At 33.5% G+C, this 13856-nt stretch carries 12 protein-coding genes; 11 read left to right on the top strand and 1 reads right to left on the bottom strand.

All coding sequences use genetic code 11. The annotated features are described in order from the left end of the window. Window positions 1–75: 75 nt before the first annotated feature. The 10 genes from menA (at window position 76) to Q1A60_RS09055 (ending at window position 11651) form a co-directional block, all read left to right on the top strand. The gene (gene menA, locus Q1A60_RS09010; RefSeq protein ID WP_299766047.1) at window positions 76–981 is read left to right on the top strand and encodes a 1,4-dihydroxy-2-naphthoate octaprenyltransferase; all 906 of its coding nucleotides are present in this window, start codon (window positions 76–78) and stop codon (window positions 979–981) included. A gap of 10 nt (window positions 982–991) precedes the next feature. Next, window positions 992–2041, top strand: a complete 1050-nt coding sequence (locus Q1A60_RS09015) for an o-succinylbenzoate synthase (RefSeq protein WP_299766046.1) — start codon at window positions 992–994, stop codon at window positions 2039–2041. Continuing rightward, window positions 2032–2976 carry a type II CAAX endopeptidase family protein gene (locus Q1A60_RS09020; RefSeq protein WP_299766044.1) on the top strand — a complete coding sequence of 315 codons (945 nt, stop codon included), beginning with the start codon at window positions 2032–2034 and terminating at the stop codon, window positions 2974–2976. Before Q1A60_RS09015 ends, Q1A60_RS09020 begins: the two co-directional genes overlap by 10 nt. Before the next feature lie 58 nt (window positions 2977–3034). Continuing rightward, complete coding sequence (locus Q1A60_RS09025; RefSeq protein ID WP_299766043.1) at window positions 3035–4126, top strand: AMP-binding protein; 1092 nt, start codon at window positions 3035–3037, stop codon at window positions 4124–4126. A gap of 91 nt (window positions 4127–4217) precedes the next feature. Beyond that, window positions 4218–6383: a von Willebrand factor type A domain-containing protein gene (locus tag Q1A60_RS09030; protein ID WP_299766041.1), complete on the top strand. Its 2166-nt coding sequence runs from the start codon at window positions 4218–4220 to the stop codon at window positions 6381–6383. Between the two features lie 51 nt (window positions 6384–6434). Next, window positions 6435–7067 carry a hypothetical protein gene (locus tag Q1A60_RS09035; protein ID WP_299766040.1) on the top strand — a complete coding sequence of 211 codons (633 nt, stop codon included), beginning with the start codon at window positions 6435–6437 and terminating at the stop codon, window positions 7065–7067. A gap of 94 nt (window positions 7068–7161) precedes the next feature. Beyond that, window positions 7162–7641, top strand: coding sequence for a hypothetical protein (locus Q1A60_RS09040; RefSeq protein WP_299766038.1), 480 nt, complete (start codon window positions 7162–7164; stop codon window positions 7639–7641). A gap of 90 nt (window positions 7642–7731) precedes the next feature. Next, on the top strand, window positions 7732–9045 hold the full coding sequence (locus tag Q1A60_RS09045; RefSeq protein WP_299766036.1) for a M24 family metallopeptidase: 1314 nt from the start codon (window positions 7732–7734) through the stop codon (window positions 9043–9045). Window positions 9046–9059: 14 nt separating this feature from the next. Continuing rightward, entirely contained in the window at window positions 9060–11267 is a 2208-nt protein-coding gene (locus tag Q1A60_RS09050; protein WP_299766035.1) for a carboxypeptidase-like regulatory domain-containing protein, read from the top strand. Window positions 11268–11276: 9 nt separating this feature from the next. Then, the gene (locus Q1A60_RS09055; protein ID WP_299766033.1) at window positions 11277–11651 is read left to right on the top strand and encodes a hypothetical protein; all 375 of its coding nucleotides are present in this window, start codon (window positions 11277–11279) and stop codon (window positions 11649–11651) included. A 65-nt stretch (window positions 11652–11716) separates the two neighbouring features. On the opposite strand, the gene xerD is transcribed toward Q1A60_RS09055, so the two are convergent. Next, window positions 11717–12622: a site-specific tyrosine recombinase XerD gene (xerD, locus tag Q1A60_RS09060; protein WP_299766031.1), complete on the bottom strand. Its 906-nt coding sequence runs from the start codon at window positions 12620–12622 to the stop codon at window positions 11717–11719. Window positions 12623–12869: 247 nt separating this feature from the next. Between xerD and Q1A60_RS09065 the strand changes: the two genes are divergently transcribed. Next, window positions 12870–13436 carry a porin family protein gene (locus Q1A60_RS09065; RefSeq protein ID WP_299766030.1) on the top strand — a complete coding sequence of 189 codons (567 nt, stop codon included), beginning with the start codon at window positions 12870–12872 and terminating at the stop codon, window positions 13434–13436. The last annotated feature ends 420 nt before the right edge of the window (window positions 13437–13856 follow it).

Genomic DNA, 13856 nt, shown 5'->3' on the forward strand with positions numbered 1-13856 from the left:
TTGCATTTAAAAAGCAATCTCTTTTCGCGCAAAGCGAAAGAAAATAAGTACTTTTGATATATTAAAAATGTATTTATGTCATCTTTAAAAGCTTGGATTCAAGCCTCTAGATTACGGACGTTGCCATTATCTATATCCGGCATATTAGTAGGAGGCGCCATGGCGGAGCGTACGGGTTTTTTTGATTGGAAGATATTTGCTTGTGCATTATTGGCTACGTTAGGGTTTCAAGTATTATCAAACTATGCAAATGATTACGGAGATGGAATAAAAGGAACCGATAACGAAGATAGAGTAGGACCTGCCCGTGCCATGCAAAGTGGCTTATTAACCGCATCAGATCTTAAAAGAGGGATTATAGTTACGTCTTTACTTACGAGTATTGTTGTGATCTATTTGATTTATATTTCCTTTGGAGCAGATCAATTACTTTTATCACTTATATATATGTTTTTAGGGATAAGTGCTATTGTAGCAGCTATTAAGTATACCGTTGGGAAAAGTGCCTATGGTTACAAAGGTCTTGGAGATGTTTTTGTGTTTATATTTTTTGGCTTGGTAGCCGTAATGGGATCTTATTTTTTGTATGCACAAAAACTACCCATATATCACTTTTTAGGCGCAGCGACTATAGGATTACTATCTACAACCGTATTGCATCTTAATAATATGAGGGATCGTGAACAAGATCAAAAAGTAGGTAAAAACACACTCGCTGTTATGTTAGGAAAGAATGGTGCGTTACGTTATCATAATATGTTATTTGGTTTTAGTATCATAAGTTGGATTTTGTATTTAGTATTTTCTGAAGCAAAACCTATGTTATTCATTAGTTGCCTTGCATTTTTACCTTTATTAGCTCATTTTATAAAAGTGCAAAAAACTAAAGACCACACAGCTTTAGATCCGCAATTAAAAGTTGTCGCCTTATCTACGTTTTTACTATCCTTATTATTTTTTATTCTTTCTATAACTATTTAATTTCTCTTTCTTGAAAGCTACGTATCATAAACACATACTCAATTTTAAAAGAGCTAGCGGTACTTCCAGAGGTATCTTAAAGACAAAAGAGACATGGTATATTGTTATTGAAGATGGTAATAAGCAAGGAATTGGAGAGTGCGGTATCTTAAGAGGATTAAGCTTTGATGATCGTCCTGATTATGAAGAACGCTTACGTTGGACCTGTGCAAATATTGAAAAAGGACCCGAACTATTGTGGGAGGAGTTAAAAGAATTTCCTAGTATTCAGTTTGGCGTTGAAATGGCTTTTCTATCTCTCGAAGCACAAGATCCTTTTGTGTTATTTCCTTCAAAATTCACAAATTCTAAAGATGCTATAGCTATAAATGGTTTAGTCTGGATGGGTGATGAGGTGTTTATGAAAGCACAGATAGCGCAAAAACTAGAAGCGGGTTTTGATTGTATAAAAATGAAGATAGGTGCTATTGATTTTGATAAAGAGTTAGCCTTACTTCGTTCGATTCGTAAGCACTATGATGCATCAAAAATAACAGTGCGTGTAGATGCTAATGGTGGGTTCGCTTTCGCGAAAGCGCAAGAAGTTCTAAAACAATTAGCACTATTAGATATTCATTCCATAGAACAACCTATCGCAGTAGGACAATGGGAAGAAATGAAACAGCTTTGTGCAGAAACGCCGACACCTATTGCGCTTGATGAAGAACTAATTGGTATCATGGATGTAACAAAAAAGAGAGATATGCTACATGTCATTCGGCCACAATACATTATATTGAAGCCAAGTTTTGTGGGCGGATATCAAGGCAGTGAAGAATGGATAGATCAAGCAGAAGCGTTGGATATAGGATGGTGGATCACATCTGCTTTAGAGAGTAATATAGGCCTTAATGCTATAGCACAATGGACCTATGAATTAAAAGCAAAAGGACCACAAGGATTAGGTACAGGTGGTTTATTTACAAATAATATTCAAGCTCCTTTGGAAGTTAGAAAAGGAGGTTTACACTATAATAATCAAGTAGATTGGGATTTTAATACAGGTACATTATGTTTATAGAACAAGCGTATAAAGGATTACATGAGGGGTGGAGATATATTATCGGATTTTTAATTGTATTCCTTTTTGGATGGCAAATTATAGGAGTAATTCCATTATTTGTGAGTGCTTTTTCCAGATCTTCTAATGTAGGAGAATTTTTAGCCTCTTCTGAAGAGATGTTTATTGATTTATATCCTGGCGAGAGTAATTTTTATTTAGTGCTTGTGATATTTACATTTATAGGAGGTTTGATAGCGCTTATTCCTGTAGTAAAATATTTCCATAGACAACGGTTTGTAAAGATGCTAACCTCTAGAGCTACATTAGATTGGAAAAGAGTGTTTTTTGCGTTTGGTATATGGGGCGCATTTTCTGTTATTACCACTTTTATAGGTTATTACTTAGCGCCAGAAGATTTACAGTGGAATTTTAATTTAATGCCATTTTTAGGACTATTGGCAATCACATTACTATTACTACCATTGCAAACTAGTTTTGAAGAATTTTTATTTAGAGGATATTTAATGCAGGGTATAGGCATGGCTGCTAAAAATAGATTAGCTCCTTTAATCATAACATCTTTAATTTTTGGATTAATGCATGGCTTAAATCCTGAAATTGAAAAGTTAGGATATAGTGTATTGTCTGTGTACATAGGTATAGGGCTCTTTTTAGGAATTATTACATTGATGGATGACGGAATGGAATTAGCACTAGGATTTCATGCAGCAAATAATATGTTTATTGCACTATTGGTAACATCAGATTGGACTGCGTTGCAAACCAATTCTGTGTTTTTGGATGTATCAGAACCTTCTGCGATAGGTCAAATTGTGCCTATATTTATTATTCTACCTATCCTCACATTTGTCTTTGCAAAAAAGTACAAATGGAATAACTGGAAAGAAAAACTTGCAGGACGTATTCTTCCTAAAGAAGAAGTCATAAATTAATAATAACCTCATAGTAAGGTAACTTTAGCTTTATACGAAGCTTGTATTTTGGTTCATTATGGTAAAAAACCCTGAACGATACATACGTGTGCATCCCAAATTTAAACTGAATGGGACGCATTATACGATAGCTTCTTTGCGCACACTAGCTTATGAGTTTATAAAAGAGGGAGAACCTTATGAAGAGTCTGTAGGTGCTTTTTTACTAGACTGGCTTAATGAAAAATCATATGTTACTGTAAAGACATCAGGATCTACCGGAGCCCCTAAGGCTATAAAGATTAAAAAAGCACACATGTCTAATAGTGCAAAGGCGACTGCCAAGCACTTTAAACTGCCAGAAAAAACAACAGCACTTCTTTGTTTACCAGCCGATTTTATAGCGGGTAAAATGATGTTAGTGCGTGCATTGGTATTAGGATGGCATATTGATATGACGCAGCCTAAATCAAATCCTTTAGATAATGTATATCGTCGATATGATTTTTGTGCAATGACCCCTTTTCAATTAGATAATTCATTATCTAGACTACATTTATTATCTAAACTCATTGTTGGAGGAGGTAGTATTTCTGAAGTTTTAAAAAAGGAATTACAAGGAGTTTCTACCAAGATTTATGAAACCTACGGAATGACAGAAACGGTAACGCATATAGCAGCGAGACGTGTAAATCCTAAAAAGAAAAAAGAAGGACGTATCCCTTTTAAGGCATTATCTAAAGTGAGTGTCCATACAGATGATCGCGGTTGTCTTGTTATAAAAGCACCTTTAGTGAGTAGTGACCCTGTTGTTACAAATGACCTTGTTCTATTAGAAACCTATAAAAAATTTATATGGTTAGGTCGTGTAGATAATGTGATTAATAGTGGAGGTATAAAGTTGTATCCAGAACAAATAGAACAAAAACTATCACCAATGATTCATGTGCCTTTTTTTGTAGCTGGCATACCTGATGATGCCTTGGGAGAGAAATTAGCATTATTTGTTGAGCAGGAAGAAGCGTTTGCTTTCGCGAAAGCGGAATACGATGTATCAGATTTTGAAAAGTATGAAATCCCAAAAGTTATTTTTTCGCTTCCGCGGTTTGAACGCACAGCAAATGGAAAATTGCAAAGAGGACAGACCGTTTATAAAATGATTAAAAGTTAGTTTTACTCACCCAACGTCTTAGTTCCCTCATTACTTGTTTTATCCCCTATTAATCTAAAGTAGGTTTGGATTGAATTTAAAAATCAATCCTATGAAAACGTTATTTAAAATTGCATTTGTATTCTTTTTACACACATCACTTTATGCGCAAATAGTTACTATTACCGGAACTGTACATGAAGAAAATGGCCCATTACCAGGCGCTAGTGTCTTAGTAAAAGGGACTTCTAAAATGGTTTCTACAGATTTTGATGGGAAGTATACAATCAACGCATTAGCAACAGATGTGTTAGTGTTTTCTTATGTAGGGTATATGCGACAAGAAGTTACCGTAGGAAGTCAAACAACAATACATGTCACGTTAGCATCAAATAATCAGCTAGATGAGGTTGTCGTTGTTGGGCATGGTATAAAAAGAGAAAAGAAAGCATTAGGATATGCCGTTAGTACAGTAAAATCAGAACAATTGTCCAATCGTACAAAAGGAGATGTAGGTCGGGTACTCTCTGGTAAAGCTTCTGGTGTAGCTATCTCAAATCAAAATGGTATTTCAGGGAGCGCAACTCGTGTTGTTATACGTGGGAATAGTAGTATAAATGGTGGCAACCAAAGGATTGAAATCACTAAAAAAGCCCCTGTTAATGGAACAAACACAACTAAAGTAGATGAAAACCAACCCATATATATAGTAGATGGTGTTCTTATAGATCCCTCTCTTGTTTCTATTGTTGCTCAAATGGATAAGGCTTTAATCAAGAATAAGAAAGTATATAATTCAAAAAAAACGACTAAACGTTTTGGAACAGAAACTAAAAATGGTTGTATAGTTATCAATACGAAACATGGAAACTACCGTGTTGAAAATGATGAAAGCTATAAAGCGTTATTCGAAAATCAATTTAAAAGTGTACTCTTTGACCCGCTTTCTACGATGGCTGTAGATGTTGATAAAGCAGGATATAGTAACATACGTAGAATGATTAATAATGGTCAAGAAATTCCAGTAGATGCTGTGAAAATTGAAGAGATGATCAATTATTTTGAGTACGCATATACACCTCCTACAGATAATAAACCTTTTGCAGTACATTCTGAAGTAATCCAAACACCATGGAATAAAGAGACACAATTAGTACGTATTGGATTAAAAGGAAAAGAATTAAGTACAGATGAACTTCCAGTTTCTAACCTGACATTTTTGATAGATGTTTCTGGATCTATGTCTGATAGGAATAAATTACCATTACTACAATCGGCTTTCGAAATATTGGTAAAGAAGCTTAGGAAAGAAGATACGGTATCTATTGTTGTGTACGCAGGCGCGGCAGGTGTTGTGTTAGAACCAACTTCAGGAGACCAAAAAGAAACGATTATGAAGGCAATTAACAACCTGAGTGCAGGTGGTTCAACAGCTGGTGGTCAAGGAATAGAACTCGCTTATAAAATAGCAAAAGAACACTTTGTGAAGGATGGGAATAATCGCGTTATTCTAGCAACTGATGGTGATTTTAATGTAGGACAAAGTAGTGATAAAGCAATGCAAACCCTAATAGAAGAAAAAAGAGATTCGGGTATTTTTCTAACCTGTTTAGGTTTTGGAATGGGAAATTATAAAGATTCGAAACTAGAAACACTAGCTGATAAAGGAAATGGGAACCATGCGTATATAGATACCATGCAAGAAGCGCATAAGTTTTTAGGAAAAGAATTTGGAGGCACCCTATATACAATAGCAAAAGATGTGAAAATTCAAGTGGAGTTCAACCCTTTATTAGTAAAGTCATACAGACTTATTGGGTATGAAAATAGATTGCTAGCAAATGAAGATTTTGATAACGATGCAAAAGATGCAGGAGAGATAGGAAGTGGGCATACAGTAACAGCTTTATATGAGGTAGTACCTGTAGATTCCTCATATGACCCAACTCCAAGTAATACGCTTAAATATCAAAAGCAAATTCAACATTCAAATACTTCTAATGAATTACTTACGGTGAAGTTTAGATACAAAACACCTGAAGGATCAAAAAGTAAGTTGTTTTCAGAGGTTGTATATAATGATGTTAACTCTATAGATAAAGCTAGTGAAGATGTGAAATTTATTGCTGCCGTGGCGATGTTTGGAATGCAACTTAGAGATTCAAAATATGTGAAAGATATAAAGCAGGAAGATGTATTGGCATTAGCTCAATCTGGTAGAGGAGAAGATACAGATGGATTTAGAGCGGAGTTTATACGTTTGGTAAAAGCTAAATAAGTACGACGGGGTCTATGTGATTAAATAAAACAATAACTAAAAAATATAATTATGAAAAGATATATGATATATGCATTATTGCTATTAATAGGAATACAAGTAAATGCTCAAGAAGACATAGCCACTACAGTTATTAAACTGAAAGATTTAATCACACATGCTGCCGATGCATACCCTAATGAAGAACCACAACAGATTTATTTATTGATAGAGACAGGGGCTTCTGGTATTTCTTCAGACCATCGCTTTTATTTAGAACAAGGAATACAGTTACTTCTTAAAAGATTACAACCTGAAGATAAAATAGCAATAGGTACGTATGGAGGAAACAATACTACAATTGTATCGTATACGGAAGCTTCTAATAGTGATCATATCCTGAAAGAATTACAAAAAATATATACCATCACAAATCAAGATGAAGGCAAAGATGGAATTGATATGGCATATCAATTTGCAAAAAACTATTATGTAGAAGACACAGAAAATAAAGTGATTATGATGCGTAATGATCAGGTAGCTTCACAAAGCATAGCAGCAGATTCAAAAAATGACAAGGAGAAAAAGCATAAAAAGACAAGAGCAGAACGTAAAGAAGCGGGACAATCTTACAAGTTAGGAGGAGCAATTGCTATTACAGCACTTAGCATATTACCAGAAGTGTTAGAGGTAATAAAAGATTAAGATGAAAGATATTGTGTTCTTTTTAAATTTTAGGCATCATTTTTGAAAAGCTGTAAAATGAAATAAAAGATGCATCTTTGTAAAAATTTTTAAAATGAAACGTACAATTGTTTTAGCGCTCGTTCTTTTTCTAGGAACACTTTCGATAGGAGCTCAAAACTTAGGAAGTATTCAACGTGGCCAACGTGGGTATTCGCCTCAACCAAGACAGGTAGATGCTGGTGAGCCCGAAAAACCAGATGTAAATCAGTTGAGTATAGAAAAAGCAACACTTTATAAAGAAATGCTTGGGATAGATGTATTTGAAAAAGAAGTATTGCGTACCTATTTGAAAGATTATTATAGAGCTCGTGTTGATATAGATTATAATCCAGATTTAAAATTTGAGGATAAACAAAAACAAATCAACCTTGAGCAAAAGAAATTTGAAAAAGCACTTAAAGAAGTCTTTTCAGAAGATCAAGTAGAGCAGATACTTATCGAAGAGCAATTTGGTAATAGAGCGAAGGAGAAAAAGAAAGAAGAAAAAGAAGAAAAGAAGAAAAAGAGAAAGAAAAAAAATAAAAAAGGATAATCTCCTTTTTATATAAATATTAAAAAGAGTGCTATACGGCACTCTTTTTTATTTTACGTAATTTTAAATGATCAATTAAATTTATTTCTAATGACAAGAATATATACTTTTTTATTGCTAATACTATCATATAATATTACAGCTCAAGTAGTATCAGAACGAGAGCGTGCAGTAATTGTTGATGATATTTTGGAAGACCGTTTTAATACACTGCTTCCAAAACTTATGGATAGAGCCAATATAGATATGTGGGTGTTAATTTCAAGAGAGTACAACGAAGACCCTGTGTTAAAAACAATGTTGCCTGCAACTTGGTTGAATGCACGAAGACGTACCATCCTTGTTTTTTATAGAGATCAAGAAAAAAATACTATAGAAAAACTAGCAGTAGCGAGATATAATATTGGAAAAAGTATTACTTCAGCTTGGGATAAAGAAAAGGAACCTGACCAATGGAAAGCTTTAGTGAAGCTTATAGAAGCTCGTAATCCTAAAAAAATAGCACTCAACTATTCTGATTATTTTGGTTTGGCAGATGGTGTTGTCCGTACAGATTATAATGAGTTTTTAGAAGCGTTGCCTACTAGTTATGCTTCTAAAATTACATCTGCAGAAGAACTCGCTATTGGTTGGATAGAGACCCGAACACCTAAAGAAATGGTGTATTTTGAACAACTTGTAGATATTACACATGATATCATTAAAGATGCTTTTAGCGCTACGGTAATTACGCCAGGAACAACCACTACAGATGATGTAGTATGGTATTTACGACAACGTGTTACCGATATGGGATTAGAAACTTGGTTTCATCCTACGGTAGATATACAGCGTAGTAATGAGAAATTAGCAAGTCATATAGAATCCTTTTCTAATAGACCCGAAGGCAAGGTTATTCAGAAAGGAGACTTGCTACATTGTGATTTTGGAATCACGTATTTACGATTAAATACCGATTGTCAACAACATGCATATGTGCTAAAAGATGGAGAAACGCAAGCGCCTGACTATTTGGTCAATGCATTTGCAGATGGAAATAGAGTTCAGGATATTTTAACAACTAATTTTAAGACTGGAAAAACGGGAAATCAGATACTATTAAAAGCCTTAAAAGAGGGAAAAGATGATCGGTATTCACCGGCAATTTACACACATCCATTAGGTTTATATGGACATTCTGCAGGTCCTACTATAGGAATGTGGGACAGTCAAGGAGGTGTAGTAGGTACGGGAGACTATCCACTCTATGAAAACACTGCCTACGCTATAGAACTTAACACTACCGTTACTATTCCTGCTTGGAAAAAAGATATTCGTATCATGTTAGAAGAAGCAGGTTTTTGGGGTGAAGAAGGATTTAGATATGTTTCAGGAAGACAAGATGCCTTGATATTGATAGACTAAACAACCATACGATCATGAAAAATCTAATTATTGTAATTGCTGTGTTTTTTGCTTTCGCGAAAGCGCACACAACTCAAGCGCAAACTAAAGAAAACATACTATTTTATTGGGATGCGTCATTATCTATGCAGGATAGGAATCTTGATATAGAATTAGAATATTTAGATACTTTTTTTGAAAAACATAAAGAAGCAGCGGTCCATTTTGTGTCTTTTAGTTCAGAAATTATTTTAGAAGAAGATTATACGATCGTTAATGGAAATTGGGATGCCCTAAAAGCGGAATTAAAAAGTACAGTATATGACGGAGCTGTCTCTTTTGCATCTCTTGATTTCACTATACAAACAGATCGTTTTATACTTTCAACAGATGGAGAAAGTATCTCTTCTGAATTACCTGAAAAAGCAAGCGCGCCTGTTCATATTATCACCAATAATAAGAATCGTTCTATTATGAAATTGGCACTCAACTCAGTCGGTAGCCTAACAAATACAAATAAACTTGCACGCAAAAAAAATAGACAACCTACTCTAGTTACTGGTGTTGTAATAGATGCTAATACTGGAGGAGGACAAGCATTAGAAGGAGCAGTCATTAAAATAGTAGGAGGGGATAAAGAAGTAATTACTGATAGAAAAGGAGCGTATAGTATAGAAGCATTTCCAGAAAGTGTGTTGGAAATATCTTACGTAGGTAAGAAAGCAAGAAGATTTAGAGTTGGTAAGCAACAGACGTTGAATATCATATTTAGTGATCAAGGGGATGTGCTTAAAGAAGTCGTTATTACAAGTAGAGGAAATAATGAGACTGCTGTTGAAGAAAAAGAAGTAGATCTTGGACAACATAAAATCCAGAAAAAGAAATTAGGATATTCTGTAGAGACTATTACAGATAAAGAAATTTCTCAAATAGATACAGATGTGAAACAAGCTGTAAATGGACAATTTGCAGGACTAGAGATTGCAAATGATGCAGCACAAACTAGAGTAGATTTATCTCAGTTTTTAGGAAGACACAAAAACATGACACTTCTTGGAGATCAAACAGGATTGGTGGTTATAGATGGTGTGCCTCAATCTAAAACTGATTCTGGACAATTTTCAGGAAATACAGGAAGCACAGGGATATCAACTCATATTAATCCTGATAATATTGCAAGTATAAGCTATTTAAAAGGACTTGCCGCTACAAATAGATACGGTACACTAGGAAAAGGAGGCGTGATATTGATTACAACAAAATCTGCAATAGCAGGGGAAGTAACAAAAAGAGATACCGCACCTAAAGGAACTACTGCTACATATGCTGATACGGCTATCGAAATAGAAGCACTTCCCAAAACAGAATATATAGCGGCTTTGCAAAAGCACAAAACAATTGACGCCGCTTTTGAAGAATATCTTATACAAAGAGATACGTATGGTAGTACCCCTAGTTTTTATCTCAATGTTGCCGATTATTTTAAAGGATGGAATAATGTAGAAATGACTTCTCGAGTCCTTTCTAATGTTTCTGAAATTGCAAAAAATGATGCAACAGCATTAAGAGCGATGGCTTTTAAAATAGATGAGATTGGGAATAAAAAGAAAGCATTAGAGGTTTATAAATATATCAGTCGAATTAGATCTTTAGAAGTACAATCTTATCGTGATCTAGCACTTTCATATGCAGAAAATGGTGATGTAGGTAATGCTTTTAATATCTATCAAAATATTGTGGAAGGGAAAGGCAATATTGTCGTAAATGCTTCTGGTATAGAAGAAAGCCTTATTAAAGAATATCAAAACTTTATAAAAAAATATAAAAGTGCAATCAATGTAAGTACCATTTTACCTCGATTCTTAAAAGAGCCAGAAAAACTGAAAAAACGTATTGTTTTAGAATGGAATCATCAAGATGCAAAATTTGATTTACAAATTGTAAATCCTCAAAATAGATTCTTTACATGGGAGCATACTGAAAAAGTAGCAGCACAGCGACTTGCTCAAGAAAAGAGAGATGGCTTTCAGATGGAAGAATTTTTCTTAACAGAAGATGATAAAGGAAAATGGACTTTTAATATCATTTATTACGGAAAAATAACAGATGATGATGGATCACCTACGTATATGAAATTTACAGTCTATGATGAGTACGGAACTCCTAAAGAATCTAGAGAAGTAAAAGTAGTACGTTTAATTGATGTAAATCAACCATATACAGTACTGGAGGTTACATTATAAAATTAACGTATGACGGAGTACATCATAAATGATATTTTTAATCAAATACTTGACGATAAAGAACACATTAAACCTGAATTGATTAACAAATCAGATTATCATGATTTAGATTTAATTATTAATTATCTAGAAAATGGGGGTAAAATAGTTACAATGGCTAGTAAGGAAGATTGTAAATTATGTGGAGAAGTAGCAGGTTCTAGAAATTATTTTACAGATGGTAAATGGATTTGGCCTATATGGATAAAACACTATTTGGTACAACATAAATTAAAACTTCCTGAACAATTTATTCTTTATATACGTGAAAATAACTTCAAGATTATGGAGGTAAACCTTATGAGAAAAATTGTTAATCAAGAAATAGACTATGATGTAATTTAATCAGAATTCTATATTTATTCTATTCTAATAACAATACTATTATATTGTAATTTATGAATAGAATTTTAATTCTTCTTACTCCTAGGATGAAATGTGTGTAATACCTCAGAAAGTTGAGATCTGTCTACATGCATATAAATTTCAGTAGTTGTAATACTTTCATGACCAAGCATTTGTTGTATAGAACGTAAGTCGGCACCATTCTGTAATAAATGTGTTGCGAAACTATGCCGAAACGTATGCGGACTAATCGTTTTTTGAATACCCGCTTTAATCGCTAGATCTTTAATAATTGTAAAAACCATAGCTCTTGTGAGCTGTCGTCCTCTACGGTTTAGAAAAAGGGTATTACTATATTCAGGTTTAGGGGCTGTGTGTATCCTAATTTCATTGCGATATAGGTTAATATATTTTTGAGTATGTTGACTTATAGGAACAAAACGTTGTTTATCTCCTTTTCCTATTACATTAATAAATCCTTCTTCAAAATATAAATCTGAAAGTTGTAAACTGATTAATTCAGAGACTCGAAGTCCACATGCATACAAACATTCTAGCATAGCTCTGTTACGCTCTCCTTGTGGATGACCTAAGTCTATAGCAGCAATCAACTGATCTATTTCTTCTTCAGACAGCGTATCTGGTAGTTTACGTCCAATTTTTGGAGGTTCTATTAAATCAGTAGGATTGTCATCACGATAATCTTCAAAGATGAGGTAATTAAAAAAACCTTTTAGTCCAGATATAATACGTGCTTGTGATCTAGGTTGTACTTCTTTAGCAATATCATATATAAATTTCTGAATCTCTTCTTTTCCAATTGTAATAGGGCTTTTTGTGATCTTATGTGCCTCAAGAAATCGAATCAATTTTGTAATATCTCTAGAATAATTGGAAATCGTATTATCAGAGAGTCCGCGTTCAATACGTAAGTAGTGTTTATAATCTGTAATACTATGTTTCCAATTCATGTAAGTATATCTTCTTTTTTATGGCTACTCTTAGCATATAGTAAGATAAGTAACCTAAAAATACTTGTTCTATTTGATTTAACGAATGAATCCTAATAAAATCTAATTCATAAATTAAAAATAAAGCCGTGAAGAAAACTATATTATTTGGATATTTTACTAGGTAAACCCAAATGCTAATTAATATACTAAAGATTTTAAATACTCGTTATTGCCTAAAGTTGAATTAACTAAAGAAATATAAACTATGAAAAAAATCATTTTATTTGTTACAATTGGGATATTAACCATTTTAGGAGTAAGTGCTCAAAACATTCATTTTGGTGCTAAAGGAGGTGTCAATTTAGCCTCTCTAGACATTGAAAATGCAGTTGGAACTATAAATGGAAGAACTTCTTTCCATCTAGGAGGAGTGGTGAATATAGAACTTACTGAAAATGTTGGGATTCAACCCGAGTTTTTGTATTCTGCCCAAGGAGCAAATTCAAATGTTAATGGATTTGAGTCTACCATAAAATTAGATTACATTAACGTACCAGTTTTATTAGATTATAAAGTTTTAGATAGCTTTAGTTTACAAGCAGGTCCTCAAATAGGGTTTAATATTAACGCAGAAACAGAAGCTGACAATAGTACATTTGATATACCTGGTGCTGAAACTATAGATCTTGCTTTAGCTTTTGGAGCACAGTATAAATTAGAACAAGGAATTTTCTTTCAGGGGCGATATAGTCTTGGTCTTACAGATTATGCCCAAGGGTTACGTTCAAGAAATAATGTGTTTTCACTTTCAGTAGGATACTTCTTCAATTAAAAAATCTAGTGTAAAAAAAGTGCTTTTATAGTTGAAAGCACTTTTTTATGCATTGTAATCTGTTGTTTTTATGCTTTCGCGAAAGCGTATATTAAAATATCATCATTGATAAAATAAAGTTAGTAGATAAAACTACGTATTATAAATGGTCTCCATCTCCTAGGAAAAAGAGAACCTGAAATATATGGAGGAAAGTCCTTTTGAAGATTAATTTAAAGAACTACCATCTAGCTACAATACGTACTTGTGATCTAGGTTGTAATATCATATAATAAATTTCTGAGTCTCTTCTTTTCAATTGTAATAGAACTTTTTGCAATACTTCCGATTGTATAAGAAATAAGAAGTTTAAAAATACTTGTCTTATTATGGAATCTAAAGGAATACGACAGTTTCTAACTAAAAGAGATACACAGTAAT

Origin of the sequence: uncultured Dokdonia sp. (assembly GCF_947492535.1) — a bacterium.
In the GTDB taxonomy this organism is placed as follows: Bacteria; Bacteroidota; Bacteroidia; order Flavobacteriales; family Flavobacteriaceae; genus Dokdonia.

Excerpts from the sequence above, each read along its gene's own strand:
- Q1A60_RS09035 (WP_299766040.1), top strand. The coding sequence starts at position 6,435 with ATGAAAAGATATATGATATATGCATTATTGCTATTAATAGGAATACAA.
- menA (WP_299766047.1), top strand. The coding sequence starts at position 76 with ATGTCATCTTTAAAAGCTTGGATTCAAGCCTCTAGATTACGGACGTTG.
- Q1A60_RS09050 (WP_299766035.1), top strand. The coding sequence starts at position 9,060 with ATGAAAAATCTAATTATTGTAATTGCTGTGTTTTTTGCTTTCGCGAAA.
- Q1A60_RS09055 (WP_299766033.1), top strand. The coding sequence starts at position 11,277 with ATGACGGAGTACATCATAAATGATATTTTTAATCAAATACTTGACGAT.
- Q1A60_RS09020 (WP_299766044.1), top strand. The coding sequence starts at position 2,032 with ATGTTTATAGAACAAGCGTATAAAGGATTACATGAGGGGTGGAGATAT.
- Q1A60_RS09030 (WP_299766041.1), top strand. The coding sequence starts at position 4,218 with ATGAAAACGTTATTTAAAATTGCATTTGTATTCTTTTTACACACATCA.
- Q1A60_RS09025 (WP_299766043.1), top strand. The coding sequence starts at position 3,035 with ATGGTAAAAAACCCTGAACGATACATACGTGTGCATCCCAAATTTAAA.
- xerD (WP_299766031.1), bottom strand. The coding sequence starts at position 12,622 with ATGAATTGGAAACATAGTATTACAGATTATAAACACTACTTACGTATT.
- Q1A60_RS09040 (WP_299766038.1), top strand. The coding sequence starts at position 7,162 with ATGAAACGTACAATTGTTTTAGCGCTCGTTCTTTTTCTAGGAACACTT.
- Q1A60_RS09045 (WP_299766036.1), top strand. The coding sequence starts at position 7,732 with ATGACAAGAATATATACTTTTTTATTGCTAATACTATCATATAATATT.
- Q1A60_RS09065 (WP_299766030.1), top strand. The coding sequence starts at position 12,870 with ATGAAAAAAATCATTTTATTTGTTACAATTGGGATATTAACCATTTTA.